The 24,439-nt window shown below is 65.0% G+C and carries 17 protein-coding genes; 7 read left to right on the top strand and 10 right to left on the bottom strand.

Translation table 11 applies throughout. The annotated features are described in order from the left end of the window. Complete coding sequence (locus MnOB_RS23975; RefSeq protein WP_077526921.1) at window positions 1-1,143, bottom strand: efflux RND transporter periplasmic adaptor subunit; 1,143 nt, start codon at window positions 1,141-1,143, stop codon at window positions 1-3. 203 nt (window positions 1,144-1,346) lie between these two features. Between MnOB_RS23975 and MnOB_RS23970 the strand changes: the two genes are divergently transcribed. From MnOB_RS23970 to MnOB_RS23955, 4 genes are all read left to right on the top strand, one after another. Further along, on the top strand, window positions 1,347-1,988 hold the full coding sequence (locus tag MnOB_RS23970; RefSeq protein ID WP_077526919.1) for a TetR family transcriptional regulator: 642 nt from the start codon (window positions 1,347-1,349) through the stop codon (window positions 1,986-1,988). Window positions 1,989-3,014: 1,026 nt separating this feature from the next. Further along, the gene (locus tag MnOB_RS23965; RefSeq protein ID WP_077526917.1) at window positions 3,015-4,751 is read left to right on the top strand and encodes a type I secretion system permease/ATPase; all 1,737 of its coding nucleotides are present in this window, start codon (window positions 3,015-3,017) and stop codon (window positions 4,749-4,751) included. Between the two features lie 66 nt (window positions 4,752-4,817). After that, window positions 4,818-6,101 carry an HlyD family type I secretion periplasmic adaptor subunit gene (locus MnOB_RS23960; RefSeq protein WP_371580254.1) on the top strand — a complete coding sequence of 428 codons (1,284 nt, stop codon included), beginning with the start codon at window positions 4,818-4,820 and terminating at the stop codon, window positions 6,099-6,101. Window position 6,102: 1 nt separating this feature from the next. Next, on the top strand, window positions 6,103-7,488 hold the full coding sequence (locus MnOB_RS23955) for a TolC family outer membrane protein (protein ID WP_077526914.1): 1,386 nt from the start codon (window positions 6,103-6,105) through the stop codon (window positions 7,486-7,488). A 173-nt stretch (window positions 7,489-7,661) separates the two neighbouring features. Here the strand turns inward: MnOB_RS23955 and metR are convergent, their stop codons facing one another. From metR to MnOB_RS23910, 9 genes are all read right to left on the bottom strand, one after another. Beyond that, window positions 7,662-8,579 carry a transcriptional regulator MetR gene (metR, locus tag MnOB_RS23950; RefSeq protein WP_077526912.1) on the bottom strand — a complete coding sequence of 306 codons (918 nt, stop codon included), beginning with the start codon at window positions 8,577-8,579 and terminating at the stop codon, window positions 7,662-7,664. Window positions 8,580-8,939: 360 nt separating this feature from the next. Next, entirely contained in the window at window positions 8,940-9,914 is a 975-nt protein-coding gene (lipA, locus tag MnOB_RS23945; RefSeq protein ID WP_077526909.1) for a lipoyl synthase, read from the bottom strand. Between the two features lie 103 nt (window positions 9,915-10,017). Continuing rightward, complete coding sequence (gcvT, locus tag MnOB_RS23940; protein ID WP_077526907.1) at window positions 10,018-11,142, bottom strand: glycine cleavage system aminomethyltransferase GcvT; 1,125 nt, start codon at window positions 11,140-11,142, stop codon at window positions 10,018-10,020. A 77-nt stretch (window positions 11,143-11,219) separates the two neighbouring features. Then, window positions 11,220-12,596, bottom strand: coding sequence for an L-serine ammonia-lyase (locus tag MnOB_RS23935; RefSeq protein ID WP_077526905.1), 1,377 nt, complete (start codon window positions 12,594-12,596; stop codon window positions 11,220-11,222). 22 nt (window positions 12,597-12,618) lie between these two features. Further along, on the bottom strand, window positions 12,619-13,872 hold the full coding sequence (gene glyA / locus MnOB_RS23930) for a serine hydroxymethyltransferase (protein WP_077526904.1): 1,254 nt from the start codon (window positions 13,870-13,872) through the stop codon (window positions 12,619-12,621). Window positions 13,873-13,995: 123 nt separating this feature from the next. Continuing rightward, window positions 13,996-16,860 carry an aminomethyl-transferring glycine dehydrogenase gene (gene gcvP, locus MnOB_RS23925; RefSeq protein WP_077526902.1) on the bottom strand — a complete coding sequence of 955 codons (2,865 nt, stop codon included), beginning with the start codon at window positions 16,858-16,860 and terminating at the stop codon, window positions 13,996-13,998. 14 nt (window positions 16,861-16,874) lie between these two features. Beyond that, complete coding sequence (gene gcvH / locus MnOB_RS23920; protein ID WP_077526901.1) at window positions 16,875-17,252, bottom strand: glycine cleavage system protein GcvH; 378 nt, start codon at window positions 17,250-17,252, stop codon at window positions 16,875-16,877. A 409-nt stretch (window positions 17,253-17,661) separates the two neighbouring features. Continuing rightward, window positions 17,662-19,200, bottom strand: coding sequence for a sigma-54-dependent transcriptional regulator (locus MnOB_RS23915; protein ID WP_077526898.1), 1,539 nt, complete (start codon window positions 19,198-19,200; stop codon window positions 17,662-17,664). Window positions 19,201-19,222: 22 nt separating this feature from the next. Next, on the bottom strand, window positions 19,223-20,134 hold the full coding sequence (locus MnOB_RS23910; RefSeq protein WP_077526896.1) for a LysR family transcriptional regulator: 912 nt from the start codon (window positions 20,132-20,134) through the stop codon (window positions 19,223-19,225). Between the two features lie 156 nt (window positions 20,135-20,290). Between MnOB_RS23910 and speB the strand changes: the two genes are divergently transcribed. From speB to MnOB_RS23895, 3 genes are all read left to right on the top strand, one after another. Beyond that, a complete protein-coding gene (gene speB / locus MnOB_RS23905; protein ID WP_077526895.1) occupies window positions 20,291-21,262 on the top strand; it encodes an agmatinase in 972 nt (323 codons plus the stop codon). A 20-nt stretch (window positions 21,263-21,282) separates the two neighbouring features. Then, entirely contained in the window at window positions 21,283-22,785 is a 1,503-nt protein-coding gene (locus tag MnOB_RS23900; RefSeq protein WP_077526893.1) for an aldehyde dehydrogenase family protein, read from the top strand. A gap of 138 nt (window positions 22,786-22,923) precedes the next feature. Further along, window positions 22,924-24,429 (top strand): purine-cytosine permease family protein, encoded by a 1,506-nt coding sequence (locus MnOB_RS23895; protein ID WP_077526891.1) that lies wholly within the window; start codon window positions 22,924-22,926, stop codon window positions 24,427-24,429. Window positions 24,430-24,439: the final 10 nt, after the last annotated feature.

The following is a 24,439-nucleotide window of genomic DNA, read 5'->3' as shown; positions in this document are numbered from 1 at the left end:
TCAGTGGCTCTTGGCCAGGTTGTCGCCCGCGGGTTGCTGGGCTGCCACGTTGGTCGCCGGTGCTGCGTTCACTTCAACGCCCGGTCGCACGAACTGCAGGCCTTCGGTGATCAGGCGGTCGCCGGGGTTGAGGCCTTCGCTGACCAGCCAGCGGTCGCCGACGGTGCGTTCGGCCTTCAGGTGGCGCAGTTCCACCTTGTTCTCGGCATTAACCACCATGGCAGTGGCTTGGCCCTTGAGGTCGCGGGTCACGCCTTGCTGCGGTGCGAGGATGGCTTCCTGCTTCACCGCCGAGCCCAGGCGGGCGTGCACGAACATGCCCGGAAGCAGGTTGTGTTCCGGGTTGGGGAAGACCGCGCGCAGGGTTACCGAACCGGTGCCTTCGTCTACCGAGACTTCGGAGAACTCCAGGCTGCCCTTGTGCGGGTACTCGCTGCCGTCTTCGAGCAGCAGGGAAACCCTGGCGCCGCTGGCACCGGCCTTCTCCAGTTGGCCTTCGGCCATTTCACGGCGCAGGCGCAGCAGGTCCTTGGTGGACTGGGTCACGTCGACGTAGATCGGGTCGAGCTGCTGGATGGTGGCCATGGCCAGGGTCTGGCCGTTGCTCACCAGGGCACCTTCGGTGACCGCCGAGCGGCCGACACGTCCGGAAATGGGGGCCATCACCTTGGTGTAACGCAGGTCGATCTTGGCCTTCTCCAGCGCGGCCTCGGCCTGCAGGCGGGCGGCCTGGGACTCGTCATAGGCCTGCTTGCTCACGGCCTGGTCGCTGACCAGGTCCTTGTAGCGGTCCGCCAGGGACTGCGCAGAGGCCAGGCTGGCCTGGGCGCTCTTGTAGGTAGCGGAGTAGACGGACGGGTCGATCTGATAGAGCTGCTGTCCGGCCTTGACCTCGCTGCCTTCGGTGAACAGGCGCTTCTGGATGATGCCGTCGACCTGCGGACGCACTTCGGCGATGCGGTAGGCGCTGGTGCGGCCGGGGAGTTCGGTGGTCAGGGTGAAGCTCTGGGGTTGCAGGGTGACGACGCCGACCTTGGGCGTCTGGGCGGGCGGGGGAGCCGAGGCTTCCTGGCAGCCGGTGAGGGCGAGCGTGGCCAGTGCGATGGCGGAAACCAAGGCGGCAAAGGCTGGCTTCATGGGCATCTGAAGGGACCTCTATTTTCTGGGGTACAGCTTTCTGAAGGAAAGCTGGGCGCAGGGCAGGTTCTGGATTCTTGCGAAGGTGTACGAATATACTTACATGCGTGAATGTTTGTAAATCGAATCTTCTGTTGCCGATGTCAGAATTTGTTTCCTGGGCGCGATGATTTTTCCTTTGATAGCAATCAGATAGGTAACGGTGGCGCATGGCCAGACGCACCAAAGAGGAAGCCGAAGAGACTCGCGTGCAGATACTCGACGCTACCGAGCGGGTATTTCACGAGAAGGGTGTTTCCCGCGCCTCTCTGGCGGAAATCGCTGCTGCCGCCGGCGTGAGTCGAGGCGCCATCTACTGGCACTTCGAGAACAAGAGCGACCTGTTCCAGGCGATGCTCGAACGCATCCACATGCCGCTGGAACAGCTGGCGCGTGCCAGCGAGAGCGAAGATGAGCCCGATCCGCTGGGGCGCATGCACCAGTTGCTGGTGCGTCTGCTCAAGCGTGTGGAACTGGACCCGCAGAGCCGGCGTATCCACGAGATCCTGCGGTTCAAGGTGGAATACACCGAGGAACTGGGCGACCTGCGCCAGCAGATTCAGGACCTGAGCGCCGAATGCGACGAGCGCATCGCCAAGGCACTGCGCAATGCAGTGAGCCGTGGCCAGTTGCCTCGTGACCTGGACTGCCGCCGCGCCGCCGTCAGCGTGCATGCCTATATGGAAGGTATCCAGACCAATTGGCTGCTGGCGCCCGATGGCTATTCCCTGGCGGACGAGGCGGAAAGCCTGGTTAACAGCCTGATGGACATGCTGACGTTCAGCCCGGCGCTGCGGGTCAGGGCGAACTGACCCCACGATTGGCTGCGTGCGCGGGTGGATAGCCCCGGTAGGGTGCGCCGCGCGCACCAGCGGTGTTGCAGGGTTTCGCTCTTCGTCCAGCTGACACAGGGCCCGGTGCGCTTGGCGCACCCTACGGTTAGGCCGCGTGAAAGGGTGGATAGTCCTGGTAGGGTGCGCCGCGCGCACCAGCGGAATTCCGGGTATTCGCGCTTCATCCAACTGACACAGAGCCGGTGCGCATGGCGCACCCTACGGTTAGGCCGCGTGCAAGGGTGGATAGTCCTGGTAGGGTGCGCCGCGCGCACCAGCGGAATTCTGGGTATTCGCGCTTCATCCAACTGACACAGGGCCCGGTGCGCATGGCGCACCCTACGGTTGGCTGCGCGCGCGGGGGGATAGCCCTGGTAGGGTGCGCTGCGCGCACCAGCGGTATTGCAGGGTTTCGCTCTTCGTCCAACTGACACAGAGCCCGGTGCGCATGGCGCACCCTACGGTGAGGCTGCGTGCAACGGTGGATGGCCCTGGTAGGGTGTGCCGCGCGCACCAACGGAATTCCGGGTATTCGCGCCTCATCCAACTGACACAGAGCCGGTGCGCATGGCGCACCCTACGATCAGGCCGCGTGCAAGGGTCGATTGCCGTGGTAGCTCCAGCGTGTTTCCGGTGCCCGGGATGCATAGCGCGACGCTATCCATCCGGCGTCGACTATGTCGTCGGAGCTATACGTCATTTATCCGGCGCCAGTTCTGTCTTGCTGGCGCCGTCGGCATTTTCCCCAGAAGTGGGTAAACCGCTCTAGCACGGTGCTTACAGCCTTGATGAGAAACGCTCTCGCGCAATAGGCCCATGTCGTCGGTCGGGGTTAACCCCGCAGCCGTCCGGCAGACGGGGTTGGAGGCTGGCGGGGCACCGGAGTCTTGGCTAAGGATGTGGGTAGGCTTCTGTGGGGGCAGCGCCGTTTCGCTCCAGGGGCTTGAATTATAAGAAGGCGGTCGGACACGGCCGAACCCACCACTCCGTCAATGGAGCGCCGAGATGAAGAATTTCTCGCAGCCCCGTACAGAACTGTCCGAAGCCCTGAATCGCCTGCGCCACACCTTTTATGTGGTCGGCGGCTTCAGCGGCGTCATCAACCTGATGATGCTGGCGCCGGCGCTCTACATGCTGCAGGTCTACGATCGTGTGCTGGCGAGTAGCAACATCACCACCCTGGTGATGCTGACGGTGCTGATGCTCGGGCTCTACGTGCTCATGTCATTGCTGGAGGTGGTGCGCTCGACCGTGCTCATCCGCCTCGGTAACCGCCTGGACATGAGCCTGAACAAGCGCATCTTCAACGCGTCCTTCGAGCGCAACCTGCGCCGAGCCGGCGGCAACCCGGCCCAGGCGCTCCAGGACCTGTCCCAGGTTCGCCAGTTCCTCACCGGTAATGGCCTGTTCGCCTTCTTCGATGCGCCCTGGACGCCCATCTACCTGCTGGTGATCTTCCTCGTGCACCCGTTGCTGGGCATCGTCACCCTGATCGGCTCGGCCATTCTCTTCGCGCTGGCACTGCTCACCGAAGTGGTTACCCGGGGCCCGCTGATGGAAGCCAACCAGGCGTCGATGGCTTCCGGTTCCTTCGCCAATAACAACCTGCGCAACACCGAAGTGATCGAGGCAATGGGAATGCTGCCGGCCATTCGTGAGCGTTGGTACAGCAGCCACCAGCGCATCCTCGAGAAACAGACCCAGGCTTCGGACCGTGCCGCCTACATCAATGGCGCCAGCCGTTTCGTGCGGATCACCCTGCAGTCGCTGATCCTGGGTGCCGGCGCGCTGCTGGCCATCAAGGGCGAGATCACCGCCGGGATGATGATCGCCAGTTCGGTGCTCAGCGGTCGCGCCATGGCGCCGGTTGAACAGGCCATCGGCGTGTGGAAGCAGCTGCTGACCGCCCGCGCTTCCTGGGAACGCCTGACCAAGCTGCTGGCTGACTTCCCCGCCCGCAAGGACGCCATGGCGCTGCCCAAGCCCCAGGGCGCACTGTCGGTGGAGAACGCCATGACCGCAGCGCCCGGTGGTACCGCCACTATCCTGCGTGGGGTCAATTTCGCCCTGGCGCCCGGCGAAGCACTCGGCATCATCGGCCCATCCGCCGCCGGCAAATCCACCCTGGCCCGGTTGCTGGTGGGGGTCTGGCCGGCGCAAGGGGGCACGGTACGCCTGGACGGCGCTGACATCTTCCAGTGGAACAAGGCGGAACTCGGTCCCTGGCTCGGCTATCTGCCGCAGGACGTGGAGCTGTTCGAAGGCACCATCGCCGACAACATCGCCCGCTTCGGCGAGGTGAACAGCGAGGAAGTGATCCTGGCGGCCAAGCGCGCTGGCGTGCACGAGATGATCCTGCGCTTCGACAAAGGCTACGACACGCCCCTTGGCCTCGACGGCAGCCCACTCTCCGGCGGACAGAAGCAGCGCATCGCCCTGGCCCGGGCCATCTATGGCGATCCCTCGATGATCGTGCTCGACGAGCCCAACGCCAACCTCGACGACGTGGGCGAAGCGGCGCTGGTGGAGGCCATCCTCGACCTGAAGAAGCGGGGCAAGACGCTGATCCTGATCTCCCACCGCCCCAGCGTGCTCGGCACGATAGACAAAGTCCTGCTGCTGAGAGACGGCGGCATGCAGATGTTCGGTCCTCGTGACGAGGTCTTCTCAGCATTGCGCCAGGCCAGCGTCATGCCCTCCGTGGGCACGCCCAACCTCGCGTCCATGCGGGCAAAGGAGTAATCGATCATGCAAGCGGCAAGCGAAAGCAAGGCCCTGGTACGGGTCGAAGAACCGACACAGGTGGACATGGATGACTCCAGGCCGGCCCGTTGGGGCGTCTGGATGGTGCTGGCAGGATTCGGCGGCTTCCTGGTCTGGGCCGTACTGGCCCCGCTGGATGCCGGCGTGGTGGCCAACGCCACGGTCAACGTCACCAATGCGCGCAAGACCGTGCAGCACCTCACCGGCGGTGAGGTGGACGCCATTCTTGTGCGCGAAGGCGACAAGGTGCGCGCCGGCCAGGAACTGGTGCGCCTGGACCCGACCCAGGCCATCGCCGAGCAGGGCGCCCTGAGTTCCCAGTACATCGTCGCCAAAACCGTGGAAGACCGCCTGGTTGCCGAGCGCGATGGCGCCGACACCGTGACCTTCGCTCCGGAACTGCTGGAACGCTTCAGCGGCGACCCGCGCCTGATGGAATCCATCGCCCTGCAGCAGCGGCTGTTCCAGACCCGGCGCAGGGCGCTGCTGGGTGAAATCGGCATCCTCCACGAGAACCTCAACGGTGCCGAAGAACAGCTCAAGGGCCTGCGCCAGGTCCAGGCCACCCGCGCCAGCCAGTCGAGCCTGCTTGGCCAGGAACTGGAAGGCGTGCGCAGCCTGGCCGCCGAAGGCTACATCCCGCGCAACCGCATGTTGGAACTGGAGCGAAATGCCTCGGAACTGAATGGCTCCATGGCGCAGAACATCGCCGATATCGGCCGCACCCGTAACCAGATCGCCGAACTCAAGCTGCGCATCCTCCAGCGCGAGCAGGATTTCCAGAAGGAAGTGGAATCCCAGCTGACCGATGTGCAGAAGGAAGCCACCTCCCTCGGCGAGCGGTTGCGTTCGGTGGACTACCAGGTGGACAACACGGTGATCCGTTCGCCCATCGACGGCATCGTCCTGGGCCTGACCATCACCACCGTCGGCGGGATCATCCAGCCCGGCGCGCGGCTCATGGACGTGATACCGGACAGTGAGCCCCTGCAGGTGGACGCCCAGGTTCCGGTGCAGGCCATCGACAAGATGGTCCCCGGGCTGCCTGTGGACATCACCTTCCCGGCCTTCAACCATGCACAGACTCCCAACATTCCGGGACGGGTGCTGACGGTTGCCGCCGACCGGCTGGTGGACGAAGCCAGCAAACAGCCCTATTACTTGACCCAGGTGGAAGTGACCGAAGAAGGCATGAAAATGCTCGGGCCGAACAATATCCGAGCAGGCATGCCGGCCACCGTAACCATCAAGACCGGGGAACGCAGCCTGATGAGCTACCTGATGAAACCGCTGCTGGGCCGTGTCGGAAACGCATTCAAGGAGCAGTGACATGAGAGCCCGGATGGCCATAGCCGGTTTGTTCGGAGCCGTCGCCCTGCCTGCGGCGGCCATGGACCTCAGCGACGCCTGGGGCGTCTACCAGACCCAGGGACCGACCTACCTGGCGTCGGTCCACGAACGCCAGGCCGGCCAGGAATACAAGGAATTGGGCAAGGCAGGCCTGCTGCCGAACATCAGCAGTACCGCCTACTGGAAACGGGTGGACGGCACCAGCGAGCAGGACAACGTCCTGGGCAACTCGGTGGAGAGTGACCTGGAGTACGACTCAAAGGGGGCGGTGGTGGAGTTGCGCCAACCGCTGTTCAACAAACAGCGGATGGCCGAGTACCGCCAGGGCAAGCAACGCACCCTGTTCAGTGATGCGGTGTTCGATGTCAAAACCCAGGAATCGGCGGTCAGCCTGGCCAGCCGCTACTTCGCCGTGCTGCTGGCGCTGGAAACCATCGATCTGGCCAAGGTCAAGCTGAACAACCTGGAGAACCAGGTGAAGTCTGCCAAGCGCCGGTACGAACTGGGTGACGGTACCGTGATCGACGTCGATCAGGCCTCTGCCCGACGCGACCTGGCCCAGGCCGAGTTGATCGAGGCCGAGGACAACCTGCTGGTGGCGCGACGCTTGCTGCAGGAGCTGCTCGGCGTGCTGCCGGAAGAGATGTCCACCCTGCGTACCGAGTTTCCTACCCCGCCGCTGGAGCCGCCGACCCTGCAGGACTGGATCAGCGATGCGCGGGCCAACAACCCGACCATCATCGCCCGCAGCCGGAGTCTGGATATCGCGGATCAAGAGGTGGACCGGGCCAAGGCCGGGCACTGGCCGACCCTGGATTTCGTCGCCGCCTACAACGATACGGAGAGCGATTCGGTTTCGACCCAGAACCAGACCAACAAATACGGTTCGGTTGGCGTGGAATTCCGGATGCCGATCTTCACCGGTGGCGCCACCAGCGCCCAGGTGCGCCAGGCTTCGGCCAACCGCGAGCTGGCCAATGATCAGCTGAACTCCAGCCGCGAAGAGGTGCTGTCCGGCACCACCCGCGAATTCCGTGGGGTACAGAGCGGCGAGCAACGGGTTCGGGCCCTGGAAACCGCCGTGGTATCCAGCGAGCGCGCCCAGGAGTCCGCACGCAAGGGTTTCCAGGCTGGCACCAGTACCAACCTGGACATCCTCAATGCCGAGGAACAGGCTTTCATCGCCCGCCGCGACCTGTTGGAGGCCAAGTTGCGCTACCTGCTTTCGCGCTTGCGCCTGGCGGCTTCGGTGGGGTCGTTGGGGGAGGACGATATCCAGCAGGCCAACGAATATCTGGGGCCGTCGCTGCCGATGCATCCGAGCGTTGATCTAGGAGGCGAGGCACCGCCGATGGAGGATCGCTGAGGCGTGATCCGCCCTACGGATCGAGCGGTAGGGTGGATGTCGCCTTTCACATCCACCAGGCCTTTGGCCTATCGCCGCCCTCCACGTGTTGAGATCGCATCACTCCGTAGGATGGGTTGAGCTTGCGATACCCATCGACCATTCCCCGCCGTATCGCTTCGCGCCAGGCTCGTTCACCGCGCCGCACTGACCCCTTCCAGCGTGGCAAACGACGTGTCCTTCGCCGTCAGCAGGAAGTCGCGCATGAAGGGGGCGTCCAACATGTCGGCGCGGATCGCCGCGAACAGCGTGCAATACAGGCCTTTCTCGCCCAGGCGCTTGGCGGTGACGTAGCCGCGCGAGCTGTATTCGTGCAACGCCCAGTTGGGCAGGCAGCAGACACCACGGCCGCTGGCCACCAGTTGCATCATCATCACCGTGAGTTCGGATGTACGCACCTGGGCGGGCTCCACGTCCGCCGGTTCCAGGAAACGGGTGAAGATGTCCAGGCGATCGCGTTCCACCGGGTAGGTGATCAGGGTCAGGCTGGCCAGGTCCTCGGGGACGATGAACGGCTTGCTCGCCAAGGCATGCTGGTTATCCACAGCCAGCAGGGCTTCGTAGGTGAAGAGCGGCACATAGGTGATGCCGGCGAGGTCCACCGGATCGGCAGTCACCACCAGATCCAGGTCGCCCCGCGCCAGAGCGGGCAGGGGGGCGAACGAGAAACCGGAAGCCAGGTCCAGCTCCACCTCCGGCCAGGCGTCGCGGAACTGGTCGATGGTGGGCATCAGCCACTGGAAGCAGCTGTGGCACTCGATGGCCATGTGCAGGCGGCCGGCGGTGCCCCCGGCCAGACGTGCAAGGTCGCGCTCGGCACTGCGCAATTGCGGCAGGAGACTGTCGGCCAGTTGCAGCAGCCGCAGCCCGGCGCTGGTGAAACGCACCGGTTTGGTCTTGCGCACGAATAGCTGCATGCCCAGGCGCTCTTCCAGTTCCTTGAACTGGTGGGAGAGGGCGGACTGGGTGAGATGCAAGCGTTCGGCGGCTTCCACCAGGCTGTCGGCTTCGCGCAAAGCGTGCAGGGTCTTGAGATGGCGCAGCTCGAGCATGGCGGCCCTCCATGAGCGGAATTTGAGATAAACCGGAACTCGGTGAGTTTGTCTCAGGTGGGCGGGGCTGTCGATAACGGTGGTGACCAACTTTCGGTGCCAGCCTGATGCAACCCTCTCCCCCTGCCCCTCTCCCGCAGGCGGGCGAGGGGTGACTCGCGCCGGCGAGGGACAAACAATCCTGATGCAACCAGCGGCCTGGAATTTGGCAACTGAGGTGGGGCAGTGCGTAGGGTGGATGACGCTTTTTTCATCCACCACCTCGGCGCGCGCCCAGACGCCAATGGTGGAAATGAAAAGCGATTTCCACCCTACGGGGCCGCTGCGCGGCCCTTGGCGAATGATTTCGCCCCTACAGGGTCAGTTGATCTTCCTGCCATGTACCTGCTGGTCGGCATGGTACGAGGAACGCACCAACGGCCCGGAGGCCACGTTGGCAAATCCCATCTCGGCGCCCTTCTCGGCGAACCAGGCGAAGGTGTCGGGGTGGACGAAGCGCTGTACCGGCAAGTGATTGCGTGACGGTTGCAGGTACTGGCCGAGGGTGAGCATGTCGATCTCGTGTTCGCGCATGCGCTGCATCACTTCGATCACATCGTCGTCCGTTTCGCCCAGGCCCAGCATCAGGCCGGATTTGGTCGGGACCCCTGGCACCCGTTGCTTGAATTTCTGCAACAGGTCCAGCGACCACTCGAAATCCGAGCCCGGACGCGAGGAGCGATAGAGGCGCGGTACGGTTTCCAGGTTGTGGTTGAACACATCCGGCGGTTCGGTGGCGGTGATTTCCAGGGCGATGTCCATGCGTCCACGGTAGTCCGGCACCAGGGTTTCCAGCTGGATGCCCGGGGACAGCTTGCGGATCTCGCGCAGGCAGTCGGCGAAGTGCTTGGCACCACCATCGCGCAGGTCGTCGCGGTCCACCGAGGTGATCACCACGTATTTCAGGCGCAGGTCGGCGATGGCGATGGCAAGGTTCGTCGGCTCGTCGGCATCCAGCGGTTTCGGCCGGCCATGGCCGACGTCGCAGAAGGGGCAGCGACGGGTGCAGATGTCGCCCATGATCATGAAGGTGGCGGTGCCCCCGGCGAAGCACTCGCCCAGGTTCGGGCAGGAGGCTTCTTCGCAGACGCTGTGCAGCTTGTGCTTGCGCAGCAATTGTTTGATGCGCGCCACCTCGGGTGAGGCGCTGATGGGCACGCGGATCCAGTCCGGTTTTCGCGGCACTTCTTCGGTGGGAATGATCTTCACCGGGATGCGCGCCACCTTCTCGGCGCCGCGCAGTTTTACGCCGGCCTGCAGAGGCTGCGGCCGCGGGGTGATCTGGGTTTCGGTCATGTTCTTGCTCCGAAGGCTCGGCGTTTTTCGTAGGAGCGAGCTTGCTCGCGAAGCTGTTCGCGAGCAGAGCTCGCTCCTACCCGTTCAAGGAAGGCACCAGCCCTCAGCCGCGGTAGTAGCGCTGCGGCACGAAGGGGGTCTTGGCGACTTTCATGGCGACGCGCTTGCCGCGCACCAGGGCCCAGACCTCGCTGTCCAGGGCGGCGTGGCTGGCGGCGACGTAACCCATGGCTACCGGGGAGCCCAGGCTGGGGCCGAAGCCGCCGCTGGTGACTTGGCCAATGACGGTGCCCTCGGCATCGACGATCTCCGCGCCTTCACGTACCGGCACGCGCTCCTGCGGCAGCAGGCCGACGCGCTTGCTGGGTACGCCATCACGCTGCTGGGCGAAAACCGCGCTGGCGCCGGGGAAATTGCCGGCGCGCAGGCCATCGGCACGACGGGCCTTGGAAATGGCCCAGACCAGGCTGGCCTCCACCGGGGTGGTGGCGGGGGTCATGTCGTGGCCGTAGAGGCACAGGCCGGCTTCCAGGCGCAGCGAGTCACGGGCGCCGAGGCCAATCGGCTGGACTTCCGGCTGGGCCAGCAGGGCACGGGCCAAAGCTTCTGCATGCTCGACCGGAACGGAAATCTCGTAGCCGTCCTCGCCGGTGTAGCCGGAGCGGCTGACGTAGCAATTCACGCCCATCAGTTCGAGCTTGGTGAATTGCATAAACGTCATGCCGGCTACGTCCGGCGCCAGGCGGCTCAGCGCCTCAGCGGCCTTGGGTCCCTGCAAGGCAATCAGAGCACGGGACTCGAATAGCGACTCGATCGCGCACTGCCCGCCGAGGTGCTTCTGCAGGTGCGCCAGGTCCTGCTCCTTGCAGGCGGCATTGACCACCACGAACAGTTCGTCGTCCGCCAGGCGGGCGACCATCAGGTCGTCGAGGATGCCGCCGTTCTCGTCGGTGAACATCGCGTAGCGCTGCATGCCCACCGGCAGGTCGAGGATGTCCACCGGCACCAGGCTTTCCAGGGCGCGGGCGGCGTTGTCGCCGCGCAGGAGGATCTGGCCCATGTGCGACACGTCGAACAGGCCGGCCTGCTCGCGGGTGTGCAGGTGTTCCTTGAGCACGCCGAGCGGGTACTGCACCGGCATGTCGTAGCCGGCGAAGGGCACCATGCGGGCGCCGAGTTCGAGGTGCAGGGCGTGCAGCGGGGTTTTGGCGAGGGTTTCGGTAGTCACGCGGAATCTCCAGTAGGGTGCGCCGTGCGCACCGATGAACGTCTGTGGTGCGCACGGCGCACCCTACGGACGGTGGATCAGCATTCGATGATGTTCACGGCGAGGCCGCCGCGGGCGGTTTCCTTGTATTTGCTCTTCATGTCGGCGCCGGTCTGGCGCATGGTGCGGATCACCTTGTCGAGCGAGATGAAGTGCTGGCCGTCACCGCGCAGGGCCATGCGCGCGGCGTTGATGGCCTTCACCGAGCCCATGGCGTTGCGCTCGATGCAGGGCACCTGGACCAGGCCGCCGACCGGGTCGCAGGTCAGCCCGAGGTTGTGCTCCATGCCGATCTCGGCAGCGTTCTCCACCTGCTGTGGGGTGCCGCCGAGGACTTCGCAGAGCGCACCGGCGGCCATCGAGCAGGCCACGCCGACTTCGCCCTGGCAGCCGACTTCGGCGCCGGAGATCGAGGCGTTCTCCTTGTAGAGGATGCCGATGGCGGCGGCGGTGAGCAGGAAGCGCTCGACGCCGTCGTCATTGGCGCCGGGCACGAAGCGGCTGTAGTAGTGCAGCACCGCCGGGACGATGCCGGCCGCGCCGTTGGTGGGCGCGGTGACCACGCGGCCACCGGTGGCGTTTTCCTCGTTCACCGCCAGGGCGTAGAGGTTGACCCAGTCGAGCACCGAGAGGCTGTCGCGCAGGTTGGCTTCCGGCTGCTCGCTGAGCTGACGGTACAGCGCGGCGGCGCGGCGCTTGACCTTGAGCCCGCCGGGCATGATGCCTTCCTTGCGGCAGCCGGCCTTCACGCAGTCCTGCATCACCTGCCAGATCTTCATCAGCCCGGCGCTGGTCTCCTCCGGGGTGCGCCAGACCTTCTCGTTCTCGCGCATCAGGCCGCTGATGGATAACCCGCTGGCGGTGCAGTGGGCGAGCAGGTCCTTGCCGGTCTTGAACGGATAGGGCAGCGGCGTGCGGTCTTCGACGATGCGGTCGAGGCCCGCGGCTTCCTCGTCCACCACGAAGCCGCCGCCCACCGAGTAGTACTCGCGGGAGCGGATCTGGATGCCGGCGTTGTCGAAGGCGCGGAAGATCATGCCGTTGGGGTGGTAGGGCAGCGGCTTGCGGATCAGCGCCAGGTGTTCCTTTTCCACGAAGGGGATCGGTCGCTCCCCCAGCAGGTTGATGGAACCGATTTCCCGAATGGTCGCCAGGCGCAGTTCTACTGTGCTGGTGTCCACCAGGTCCGGGTGTTCGCCCTCCAGTCCGAGCAGCACGGCCTTGTCGCTGCCGTGGCCTTTGCCGGTGGCGCCGAGGGAGCCATACAGCTCCGCCCGGACGCTGGCCACCCGCTCCAGCAGATGGTCCCGTTTCAGCCCCTCGGCGAAACGCGCGGCGGCGCGCATCGGCCCCACGGTGTGGGAGCTGGAGGGGCCGATTCCCACCTTGAACAGATCGAAAACGCTGAGCGACATATCTCGACTCCCGGAAAAGGGATCAGGCCGGGTACACCGGGAAGCGCGCGCAGAGCGCCGCGACCTGGCGCGCCACCTGGGCCTCGACATCGGCATCGCCGAGGTGGTCGAGGATGTCGCAGATCCAGCTCGCGAGGGCGCGGCACTCCGGCTCTTCGAAGCCACGGGTGGTCACCGCCGGGGTGCCGATGCGCAGGCCCGAGGTCACGAAAGGCGACTGCGGGTCGTTCGGCACGGCGTTCTTGTTCACGGTGATGTGGGCACGGCCGAGGGCGGCATCGGCGTCTTTGCCGGTAATGCCCTGGCGGATCAGGCTGACCAGGAACAGATGGTTGTCGGTACCGCCGGACACCACGTCGTAGCCGCGCTCGACGAATACCTTGGCCATGGCCTGGGCGTTCTGGATCACCTGGGCCTGGTACTCCTTGAAGTCCGGCTCCAGTGCTTCCTTGAAGCACACCGCCTTGGCGGCGATCACATGCATCAGCGGACCGCCCTGGGCGCCGGGGAAGACGGCGGAGTTCAGCTTCTTCTCGATTTCGTCGTTCTTGCGAGCGAGGATCAGGCCGCCACGCGGACCGCGCAGGGTCTTGTGGGTGGTGGTGGTGACCACGTCGGCGTAGGGCAGCGGGTTCGGGTACAGGCCAGCGGCGACCAGGCCGGCGACGTGGGCCATGTCGACGAAGAGCAGCGCGCCGACCTTGTCGGCGATGGCGCGGAAGCGCGGGAAGTCGAGGGTCTTGGAGTAGGCGGAGAAGCCGGCGACGATCATCTTCGGCTTGTGCTCCACGGCCAGGCGCTCGACCTCGTCGTAGTCGATCAGGCCATTACCATCGATGCCGTATTGCACCGCGTTGTAGAGCTTGCCGGAGGACGACACCTTGGCGCCGTGGGTCAGGTGGCCACCGTGGGCCAGGCTCATGCCGAGGATGGTGTCGCCGGCGTTCAGCAGGGCCAGGTAGACAGCGCTGTTGGCCTGGGAGCCGGAGTGCGGCTGGACGTTGGCGTAGTCGGCGCCGAACAGCTGCTTGGCACGGTCGATGGCCAGCTGTTCGACCTTGTCGACGAACTCGCAGCCACCGTAATAGCGCTTGCCCGGATAGCCTTCGGCGTACTTGTTGGTCAGCTCGCTGCCCTGGGCCTGCATCACCTGCGGGCTGGTGTAGTTCTCCGAGGCAATCAGCTCGATATGGTCTTCCTGGCGCTGGGCCTCGCGGCGGATGGCGTCGAACAGGGCGGGGTCGAAGTCGGAGAGGGTCAGGCTCTTGTGGAACATGGTGGTTTTCCTTCTTGTTCGGTTGGATGCAGCGCAAAGGGTCTGGCTGTAGGAGCGAGCTTGCTCGCGAATGGCTCCGGCAGAGCGCTTCGCCAGCAAGCTGGCTCCTACACAGGAGCGCTATCAGGCGTCCTGATAGGCCTCGATGGACGGGCAGGCGCAGATCAGGTTACGGTCGCCATGGACGTTGTCCACGCGGCCCACCGGCGGCCAGTACTTGCCGTCCACCAGGTTGGCGCTGGGGTACACGGCGAGTTCACGGCTGTAGCGGTGGGTCCACTCGCCGACCAGTTCCTGGGCGGTGTGCGGGGCGTTCTTCAGCGGGTTGTCGTCCTTGTCCAGTTCGCCGGCCTCCACCGCGCGGATTTCCTCGCGGATGCGGATCATGGCGTCGCAGAAGCGGTCCAGCTCTTCCTTCGACTCGCTCTCGGTGGGCTCGATCATCAGCGTGCCGGGCACCGGGAAGCTCATGGTCGGGGCGTGGAAGCCGTAGTCGATCAGGCGCTTGGCGACGTCGTCGACGCTGATGCCGCTGGTGTCCTTGAGCGGACGCAGGTCGAGGATGCACTCGTGGGCCACCAGGCCGTTGCTGCCGGTGTAGAGCACCGGGTAGTGCTCTTCCAGGCGACGGGCGATGTAGTTGGCGTTGAGGATCGCCATCTGGGTGGCGCGACGCAGGCCGTCGCCGCCCATCATGCGGATGTACATCCAGGTGATCGGCAGGATGCTGGCGCTGCCGAAGGGCGCCGCGCTCACCGCGCCGTCCTGGCGCGCCAGGTGCGCGTGGCCGGGCAGGAAGGGTGCCAGGTGGGCCTTCACGCCGATCGGGCCGACGCCCGGGCCGCCACCGCCGTGGGGGATGCAGAAGGTCTTGTGCAGGTTCAGGTGGGACACGTCGCCGCCGAACTGGCCCGGGGCGCAGAGGCCGACCATGGCGTTCATGTTGGCGCCGTCGATGTACACCTGGCCGCCGTTGGCGTGGATGACGTCGCAGATCTCGCGGATGCCTTCCTCGAACACGCCGTGGGTGGACGGGTAGGTGATCATCAGCGCGGCGAGGCGGTCCTGGTGCTCCTCGGCCTTGGCCTTGAGGTCGGCGATATCGACGTTGCCGCGGGCGTCGCAGGCGGTCACCACCACGCGCATGCCGACCATGCTGGCGGTGGCCGGGTTGGTGCCGTGGGCCGATTGCGGGATCAGGCAGATGTCGCGCTGGTCGTCGCCGCGGCTGAGGTGGTAGGCGCGGATCGCCAGCAGGCCGGCGTACTCGCCCTGGGAGCCGGCGTTGGGCTGCAGGGACACGGCGTCATAGCCGGTGGCCTTACACAGCATGGCTTCCAGTTCGGTAGTGAGTTCCTGGTAGCCCTCGGACTGCGCAGCCGGGGCGAAGGGGTGCAGGGCGCCGAACTCGGCCCAGGTCACCGGGATCATCTCGCTGGCGGCGTTCAGCTTCATGGTGCAGGAGCCCAGCGGGATCATGCTGCGGTCCAGTGCCAGGTCCTTGTCGGCGAGCTTGCGCAGGTAACGCATCAGCTCGGTTTCCGAGTGGTAGCGGTTGAACACCGGGTGGGCGAGGATCGCGCTCTGACGCAGCAGGGCGGCCGGCAGGCGGCTGGCGACCGTGGCGGCCAGCGCGGCGAAGACCGGCAGCGCCTGGCCGTTGGCGAACAGCGCCCAGAGCTGCTCGACGTCGGCCTGGGTGGTGGTCTCGTCGAGGGACAGGCCGAGGCGTGCGGCGTCCACTTCCCGCAGGTTGAGGCGCTGGGCGCGGGCCGCTGCGTGCAGGTCGGCGGTCTTGCTGCCGGTGGCCAGGGTCAGGGTGTCGAAGAAGTGCGCCTGCTCGACGCTGACGCCGAGCTGGGCCAGGCCTTCGGCGAGGATCGCGGTCAGCTGGTGCACGCGCTGGGCGATGCGGGTCAGGCCCTGCGGCCCGTGGTAGACGGCGTACATGCTGGCGATGTTGGCCAGCAGCACCTGCGCGGTGCAGATGTTGCTGGTGGCCTTCTCGCGGCGGATGTGCTGCTCGCGGGTCTGCATGGCCAGGCGCAGGGCGGGCTGGCCGTGGCGGTCGATGGAGACGCCGACCAGGCGGCCGGGCATGTCGCGCTTGAAGTTGTCGCGGGTGGCGAAGTAGGCCGCGTGCGGGCCGCCGAAGCCCAGCGGCACGCCGAAGCGCTGGGCGCTGCCAAGGGCGACGTCGGCGCCGAACTCGCCGGGCGGGGTCAGCAGGGTCAGGGCCAGCAGGTCGGCGGCGACCGCCACCAGGGCGCCGGCGGCGTGGAAGCGTTCCACCAGTTCGCGGTAGTCGAAGACATCGCCGTTGGCGGCCGGGTACTGCAGCAGGGCGCCGAAGTAGGCGCTGGCGTCGGTGAGCTCACGCTCGTCACCGATCACCACCTCGATGCCCAGCGGCTCGGCACGGGTGCGCAGCACGTCGAGGGTCTGCGGGTGGCAGTGCTGCGAGGCGAAGAAGGCGTGGCTGGCCTTGTTCTTCGCCAGGCGCTTGCAGAAGGTCATGGCTTCGGCGGCGGCGGTGCCTTCGTCGAGCAGGGAGGCGTTGGCCACCGGCAGGCCGGAGAGGTCGCTGACCAGGGTCTGGAAGTTCAGCAGGGCTTCCAGGCGGCCCTGGGAGATTTCCGGCTGGTAGGGGGTGTAGGCGGTGTACCAGGCGGGGTTTTCCAGCAGGTTGCGCAGGATCGGGCTGGGGGTGTGGCAGGGGTAGTAACCCTGGCCGATGTAGCTCTTGAACAGCTGGTTCTTCGCGGCAATGGCCTTGATCGCGGCGAGGGCTTCGGCCTCGCCCTGGCCGGCCGGCAGGTCGAGCACGCTGGTGCCCTTGATGCTGTCGGGCACCACGCTGGCGATCATCGCGTCCAGGCTGTCGAAGCCCAGTAACTCCAGCATCGCGTTGGCATCGGCGTCGCGTGGGCCGATGTGGCGCGGGACGAACTCGTTGCGTGTGTCCAGGGGGAATTGGGCGAGGCTCATGGCGGTTCCTCCGGTCAGGCGTGGTCGGCGAGGAACGCGTCATAGCCGGCCTGGTCCATCAGGCTGGCGACGGCTTCGGGGCTGTTCGGACGGATCCGGAAGAACCAGCCGTCGTCCATGGGGGCTTCGTTGACCAGCTCCGGGTTGTCGGCGAGGGCCTGGTTCACTTCGATCACTTCGCCATCCAGCGGCATGGTGATGTTGCTGGCGGCTTTCACCGACTCCAGCACGGCCACTTCGGCGCCTTGTTCGTAAACGCCGTTGTCGGGCAACTGCACGAACACCACATCGCCCAGCGCTTCCTGGGCGAAGCTGGTGATGCCGACGGTCACGTCACCGTTGGATTCGACGCGCAGCCATTCGTGCTCGGGAGTAAAACGCAGAGTGGTCATGGAACTTCCTCTTGTTATCAGGTTGGGTCCCGAGCGTTTGGCTCGGCTGATGGAACAAGAGCAAGTGGGGTGCCAACTATTTAAAATGCTTATATATCAATGGATTGAGAGGTTTTAAGCGTCTGGACAGGCTTCTCTATGGAGCGATATCGCTCCACTTCGAAAAGCGTCTTTCAGCCGCTCTGAATGAGGAAAGCCCCGGAAGTCGGGGCTTTGAAGGAGATTGGAGCGAAATCGCTCCAGTGGAATGGATTCGAACCGGGGGATGTCGGTGGCGCGATGTCCGGTGACTTTGTAGGGGCGAATTCATTCGCCAAGGGCGGCGTAGCTGCCCCCCAATGCCTTGCTGGGCAGACCTTCGGTCTGCTTGGCGAATGAATTCGCCCCTACAGGAAGAGCAGGAGCGGCTCTATCCCTTGGCGATGCCGTACTTGCGCAGCCGCTGCCCGATGGCGGTATGGGAGGTGTTCAGGCGCGCCGCCAGTTGCCGCGTGGACGGATAGACGGCATAGAGCTGTTGCAGCAGGTTCTTCTCGAAGCCCTGCACGGCGTCTTCCAGGCTGGTGACTTCCAGGGAGTCGGCCTGCTGTGGGCCCAGCGCGGTGCCGGCGAGTTCGAGGTCGTCGCAGTCGATCAGGTCGCCTTCGTTGATGGCGGCGGCGCGGAATATGACGTTCTGCAACTGGCGCACGTTGCCTGACCAGCGATTGCCCAGCAGCAGCGGGTAGGTGGCCGGGGCCAGTTGGCAGGGCGGTCGCTGGATCTGCGCGCAGGCCTGGTCGAGGAAATGCCCGGCGAGCAGGAGGATGTCCTGGCCACGCTCGCGCAGGGGCGGGACCTCCAGGCTCAGTACGTTGAGACGGTAGAACAGGTCCTCACGGAAAGTGCCGGCGCCGACCATGCCTTCCAGGTCCCGGTGGGTGGCGCCGAGGACGCGGACATTCACATGGACTTCACGGTCACCGCCGACCCGGCGGAAGCAGCCATCGCTGAGGAAGCGCAACAGCTTGGCTTGCAGGTAGGGCGACATCTCGCCCACTTCGTCGAGGAACACCGTGCCGCCGTCGGCCATTTCCAGCAGGCCGGGCTTGCCTCCGCGCTGGGCGCCGGTGAAGGCTCCCGCCGAGTAACCGAAGAGTTCGCTTTCGGCCAGGCTTTCCGGCAGTGCCGCGCAGTTCAGCGCCAGGAAGGGTGCATCGCGGCGGTCGCTCAGGGTGTGGCAGGCGCGCGCCACCAGTTCCTTGCCGGTGCCGGTCTCACCTCGGATGAGCAGGTGGGCGTCCAGGCCGGCGACCTTGCGCAGGCGTGCCTTGAGTTGCTTCAGCGGAGGGGACTTGCCGAGCAAGGCTTCCATGCCCTCGCCGCCGTCATGGTGCAGCGACGCCAGCCGCTCGCCGATACGGCTGGGCGGGTAGAGGGTCAGCAGGCCCCCGGCCAGGTCACTCGGTCCGCCGTCCGTGGTACTGCTGATCGGCGTGGCGTCCAGCAGCAGTGATTGCCCCTTGAAGGCGACTTCGCACATGGGCAGGCGAAATCCCCGGTCGATCAGGGTTTGCGCCAGCGCGGGATCATCGAACAGATTCGACAGCGGCTCCCCGGCGGGCTCTCGGCCGTAGAGATTGATCAGCGACGGGTTGGCCAGCAGCACGTGGCCAGTGTCGTCCACCGCCAGCACCGGGTCGCTGACGAACGCCAGCAAGGCATCCAGCTGCAGGCGGCGGCGTTGGCCGGGAAGGATGTCCACAATCGTGACTTCCTGCACGCCCTGTACGCCATGCAGGGCTTCGCGCAGTTCGTCCAGCACCTCCGGGCCGAGGCTGGGGGCGTCGATGTAGACATTCGGCGGAATCATCTCCACCGCTTCGAGATTGAGGTTGCGACCGCCGAGCAGGGCCAGGACTTCCTGGGTGATGCCGACGCGGTCGATGAAGGTCACGTGGATACGCATGGAATGTTCGCCTGCGGAGGGCTCAAGCCTTGCCCGTGCTGCCGGAGCACTGGGTCAGGTCTTCGAGGAAGGCATGGAGGATCGGCGGCATCGCTCCGCGACGGGTGATCACGTCGAAGGGCGATTCGAGCTGCGAATTGGTGATGGGCAAGCGGCGCATTTCGTCCGTACGTACCCACTGTTGGGCGACATGCATGGGCAGCAGGCCGAGGTAGGCGCCGGAGATGATCAGGATGGCCAGGGCCTCGATGTTGTCCACGGTGGCTGCCGCCTTGCTCACGCCCAGTACGTCGAGATCGTACTGCTGCATGTAGCCGCGCACCACGATACGGCTGGCGCCGATTGCCTTGCCCAGTTCGGCCCCTTCCAGCTCGGTCTCGAACAGCGGGTGGTGGTGCCCGCAATAGAGCCCCAGTGCCTCGTGGTACAGCGGCGAATAGTGGATGCCGGGAATGCGCACCGGGAAGTGCCCGATGGCCAGGTGCAGGCGATTGTCCAGGACCCGTTCCTCCAGTTCAGCGGGTGTCCCGACGTAGACGCTGAGGTGCACGTCGTGCCCACGGGAGACGAAGCGCTGGGTGGCGCGGGGCAGGGGAGAGTCGCGGTCGGTGATGGTGCTGTCGATGATGCCGAGGTTGAGCTTGCCGCTGATGCGTTGCTTGAGTACGTCGGCGTCCATGCAGAAGGTCTCCACCGCCGAAAGCAGCCGCTGGGTCGCCTCATGGATGGCCACGCCCTGTTCGGTCAAGCGGAAACCGCTGCGGCCGCGTTGGCAGAGCTTCACCCCCAGTCGCGTCTCCAGGTGGTTCATCTGTTCGCTGATGGTGGACTGGCCCGCATTGAGCGCGGCCTGGGCAGCCGAGAAGCCGCCGCATTTGACGATCGTGGCGAAGACCCTGAGGAGTTTCAGGTCGACATCATGCAACTGGATCATGTGGGCCTCCCGCTCGACGATTTACATCGTGACTGGCGATATGAGCATCTGATGTTTTGCATTTTTACAAAATAAATCTGCGCACATATTCGCTGCAACGGCGAATTCGAAGCCGGTTCGCCGACCACTGAAAACAAAAAAGCGAGGCGCGCGACTATGTCAAAGAATGCATATGAGTCCGGGCGGTTGAACCTGCCTTTCGTAGGTCACTGCACGTTTGCCAAATCCCCGATCTGCACCGATTGGGATGCCATCAACGCGGACGTCGCCGTGCTCGGCGCGCCCAATGACATGGGCACCCAGTGGCGCTCCGGGGCACGCTTCGGACCGCGCAGCATTCGCGAAGCCTCCACGCTGTTCTCCTTTGGCCATTCCGGCGCCTACGACCATGAGGACGACGCCCTCTATCTCACCCAGGACCAGGTGACCATGGTGGACGTCGGCGATGCGGACATCGTCCACACCGACATGGCCTCCAGCAACGACAACATCGAATTCGCCGTACGCAAGATTCTCGAATCCGGTGCCATGCCGGTGGTGCTGGGCGGTGACCATTCGATCCATGCCCCGGTGATCAAGGCCTACGAGGGCCACGCCCCTATCCATATCGTGCATTTCGATGCTCACCTGGACTTCGTCGATGAGCGCCACGGCGTGCGCTACGGCCACGGCAACCCGCTGCGCCGCGCTTCCGAGCTGGACCACATCGTCGGCATGACCCAGATGGGCATTCGCAACGTGTCCTCCTCCAACCGCGATGACTACGACGCGGCCCGCGCCGCCGGTTCGCAGATCCTGTCGGTGCGCGACGTGCGCCGCCTGGGCACCGAAGGTGTCATGGCGAAGATCCCGGAAGGCCTGGACTACTACATCACCATCGATATCGACGGTTTCGACCCGTCCATCGCCCCCGGCACCGGCACCCCCAGCCACGGCGGCTTCCTCTACTACGAAGTGCTGGAAATCATCCAGGCGCTGGCCAAGCGCAGCCAGGGCCGGGTCGTCGGCATGGACCTGGTGGAGGTTGCACCGGCCTATGACCCCACTGGCGCCACCTCGATCCTCGCGGCGCAACTGCTGATGAACAGCATCGGCTTCATCTTCCACGAACGCGCCCGCAACCGCTGACAGGCCCGGAGGAACAGAGAGTGGACATCAAGGTTAAAGACTATCTGCAGCAGTTCGGCGTATCCGAAGCGACCCAGCGTTTCCTCGGCAAGACGCAGAAAATGTTCGTCAACGGTGCCTGGCTGGAATCGGCTGATACAGCCGAGGTGATCGAGCCGTCTACCGGCGCCGTGCTTACCCGCATTCCCATGGGCACCGCAGACGACCTCGACCGCGCGGTGCAGGCTGCCCGTGCACAGTTCGATGGCGGTGCCTGGAGCCAACTCAAGCCGCTGGAACGTGAGCGTCTGCTGCATGGCCTGGCCGACCTGATCGAGGCCAACGCCGAGGAACTGGCAGAAATCGAATCCATCGACATGGGCAAGTCGGTCGCCCAGGCACGAGCTGTGGATATCCAGGGCACCATCGACACCTTCCGCTACTTCGCCGGCTGGGCCAGCAAGATCCATGGGCGCACCGTTGAACCTTCGTTGCCGGGCAACTACCTGGCTTACACCCGCAAGGAGCCGGTCGGTGTAGTCGGGGTGATCGTGCCCTGGAACTTCCCGCTGCAGACCATGGCCTGGAAGCTGGGCGCGGCGCTGGCGGTGGGCTGCACAGTAGTGGTGAAACCAGCGGAGCTGACCTCCCTGTCGGCCCTGCGTTTTGCCGAGCTGGTACAGGAAGCCGGTATTCCCAACGGCGTGGTGAACATCGTCACCGGGCGCGGCAGCGTGATCGGTGCGGCCATGTCCAGCCATCCGGGCATCGACAAGCTCAGCTTCACCGGATCGACCCCGGTGGGTTGTGGCGTGGGCAAGGCGGCCATGGACCAGATGAAGCGCCTGACCCTGGAGCTGGGCGGCAAGTCGCCGGTGATCGTCTTCGCCGATGCCGATATCAAGGCGGCGGCACAGGCGGTGGCCAACGGCGTGTTCTTCAACTCCGGCCAGGTCTGCGACGCCGGCACCCGTGCCTATGTCCATCGCAGCGTGTACGCCGAGTTCCTGCGTGAACTGGCGGACTACACCGCAACACTGAAGATCGCCCCCGGCCTGGACCCGGACTGCTTCATCAGCCCGATGGTGTCGCGCCAGCAACAGCAGCGCGTGCTGGAGTACATCGAGACCGGCAAGGCGGAAGGTGCGGAGCTGTATTACGGCGGCGAGCCGGTCGACGGCCCCGGCTTCTACGTCCAGCCGACCGTCTTCGCCAACTGCCGCAATGACATGCGTGTCGTCCAGGAGGAAATCTTCGGCCCAGTGCTGGTGACCGCGCCCTTCGACGACGAGGAAGAGGCGCTGGCACTGGCTAACGACTCGCTGTTCGGCCTGGCCGCGGCGATTTATTCCAACGACCTCGGGCGGGTCCACAACCTGATCCCGCGCCTGCGCGCCGGCACCGTCTACGTCAATGCCCACAGCACCCTCGATCCTTCCATGCCCTTCGGCGGCTACAAGCAGTCGGGCTACGGCAAGGACCTTGGGTCGGAACAGCTGGATTACCTGCTGGAAACCAAGGCGGTGTGGATCACACTTCCTTAAGTGATTTCAGCTGAGGCGTCGGCAGTCCCCGCTGCCGCCGCACGACAAATCCGTACCCGCCTTGCAGGGCAGTTCCTGACGGACTGCCAGGGTGCGGAGCCTGGTGATACTCCATACGAAAACAAGAGCGGAGATACCATGAAATCAGCATCGCAAAGCCTGCCCGCGACCGAGGGACAACGCGGACTGGAAATCGAGGGTCACTCCATCGATTTCATCCAGGAGAGCGAGAGAACCGACAAGCTTTCGGCCCAGGGGCCTTTCTGGTTCGTCGGCAACTTCACCTTTTTCACCATGACCATCGGCTTCGTCGGTCCAAGCGTCGGATTGAGCGCGTTCTGGACCATGATCGCCGGCACGCTGGGCATCATGTTCGGCACCCTGTTCATGGCCTTCCACGGGTCGCAAGGACCCCATCTCGGCCTGCCGCAGATGATCCAGTCGCGCGCCCAGTTCGGCTATCGCGGCGTGGTGCTGGTATTGCTGGCGACGCTGTTCGTTTTCGCCGGCTTCAACATCGTCAACCTGGTGTTGATGATGCAAGGGCTGGAGCACCTGTTTCACTGGGATCCGATGACCGTCGCCCTGGTGGTCTCGGTGCCCGCCACCGCCCTGGCCATCCTCGGCCATGACTGGATGCACAAGACCTTCAAGTGGTCGCTGTTCCTCTCACTGCCGCTCTACGGGCTGGTGACGCTGGCGGTACTGCTGGGCTGGGTACCGTCCGCACCGCTGCCGGCTGAGGGTGCCGAAACGGTCAAACTCGGCTTCACTCTGACCGGTTTCGTCGCTCAGTTCGCTGCGGCCGCCAGCTACAACATCGCCTACGCGCCTTACGTCTCGGACTACTCCCGTTACCTGCCGAAGAACACATCGAGCGGGAAGCTGATCACGGCGGTGTTCGTGGGCGCCTCGCTCTCGGGGGCATGGATGATCTCGGTCGGCGGCTGGCTGGCGGAGCACCTGCGTACCACCGATGTCCTCGTTGCGCTCAACAGCGTCGGCGCCAGTTTCGCCCCGCAGCTGGGCACGGCGGTGGTGGCGGTCACCATCCTGGCCTTCCTGCCGGTGATCGCGATGAACATCTATAGCGCCAAGCTCACCACCATCACCGGCGTGGACTCGTTCAGGAAGATCAAGCCCACGGCCCGCGTACGGATCCTGGCGATCTTCTTCGTCGTGCTGCTGCAGCTGGGCGTGGCGATCAGCATCAACGCCTCCGGTTCAGGCCTGTCGATGCTCAACATGTACCTGGTGGTGATGCTGTACTTCCTCGTGCCCTGGACCGCCGTCAACCTCACCGACTACTTCTTCGTGCGCAAGGGCCGCTATGCCATCCCGCACTTCTTCCTGCCGCACGACAACATCTACGGCCGTTGGGGCAGCCGCGGGCTCATCGCCTACCTGATCGGTTTCGTGGTGATGATTCCCTTCTTCACCATTTTCAGCGGTCCCGACGAAGTCTACGTCGGCCCGCTGGCCCGGATGATCGGCAGCGTGGATATGGCGTGGCTGGTCGGCCTCCTCGTCTCCGGCATCGCCTACTACCTGCTGTGCCTGTCGCTCGACCTGAAGAAGGAGGAAACCCTCATTCGCCAGATCGAGAAAGAGGCGCCTCATTTCACGACGGGTAAAGCCTGGTAACTGCCACGGC

The organism is Metapseudomonas resinovorans (assembly GCF_002003485.1).
Classification (GTDB): Bacteria; Pseudomonadota; Gammaproteobacteria; order Pseudomonadales; family Pseudomonadaceae; genus Metapseudomonas; species Metapseudomonas resinovorans_D.
Note: the sequence above shows the minus strand (reverse complement) of the source record. Positions and strands in the feature narration are given on the sequence as shown.

Excerpts from the sequence above, each read along its gene's own strand:
- MnOB_RS23955 (WP_077526914.1), top strand. The coding sequence starts at position 6,103 with ATGAGAGCCCGGATGGCCATAGCCGGTTTGTTCGGAGCCGTCGCCCTG.
- MnOB_RS23965 (WP_077526917.1), top strand. The coding sequence starts at position 3,015 with ATGAAGAATTTCTCGCAGCCCCGTACAGAACTGTCCGAAGCCCTGAAT.
- MnOB_RS23935 (WP_077526905.1), bottom strand. The coding sequence starts at position 12,596 with ATGTCGCTCAGCGTTTTCGATCTGTTCAAGGTGGGAATCGGCCCCTCC.
- gcvH (WP_077526901.1), bottom strand. The coding sequence starts at position 17,252 with ATGACCACTCTGCGTTTTACTCCCGAGCACGAATGGCTGCGCGTCGAA.
- speB (WP_077526895.1), top strand. The coding sequence starts at position 20,291 with ATGTCAAAGAATGCATATGAGTCCGGGCGGTTGAACCTGCCTTTCGTA.
- MnOB_RS23895 (WP_077526891.1), top strand. The coding sequence starts at position 22,924 with ATGAAATCAGCATCGCAAAGCCTGCCCGCGACCGAGGGACAACGCGGA.
- MnOB_RS23915 (WP_077526898.1), bottom strand. The coding sequence starts at position 19,200 with ATGCGTATCCACGTGACCTTCATCGACCGCGTCGGCATCACCCAGGAA.
- MnOB_RS23975 (WP_077526921.1), bottom strand. The coding sequence starts at position 1,143 with ATGCCCATGAAGCCAGCCTTTGCCGCCTTGGTTTCCGCCATCGCACTG.
- MnOB_RS23910 (WP_077526896.1), bottom strand. The coding sequence starts at position 20,134 with ATGATCCAGTTGCATGATGTCGACCTGAAACTCCTCAGGGTCTTCGCC.
- metR (WP_077526912.1), bottom strand. The coding sequence starts at position 8,579 with ATGCTCGAGCTGCGCCATCTCAAGACCCTGCACGCTTTGCGCGAAGCC.
- MnOB_RS23960 (WP_371580254.1), top strand. The coding sequence starts at position 4,818 with ATGGATGACTCCAGGCCGGCCCGTTGGGGCGTCTGGATGGTGCTGGCA.
- lipA (WP_077526909.1), bottom strand. The coding sequence starts at position 9,914 with ATGACCGAAACCCAGATCACCCCGCGGCCGCAGCCTCTGCAGGCCGGC.
- MnOB_RS23970 (WP_077526919.1), top strand. The coding sequence starts at position 1,347 with ATGGCCAGACGCACCAAAGAGGAAGCCGAAGAGACTCGCGTGCAGATA.
- glyA (WP_077526904.1), bottom strand. The coding sequence starts at position 13,872 with ATGTTCCACAAGAGCCTGACCCTCTCCGACTTCGACCCCGCCCTGTTC.
- gcvP (WP_077526902.1), bottom strand. The coding sequence starts at position 16,860 with ATGAGCCTCGCCCAATTCCCCCTGGACACACGCAACGAGTTCGTCCCG.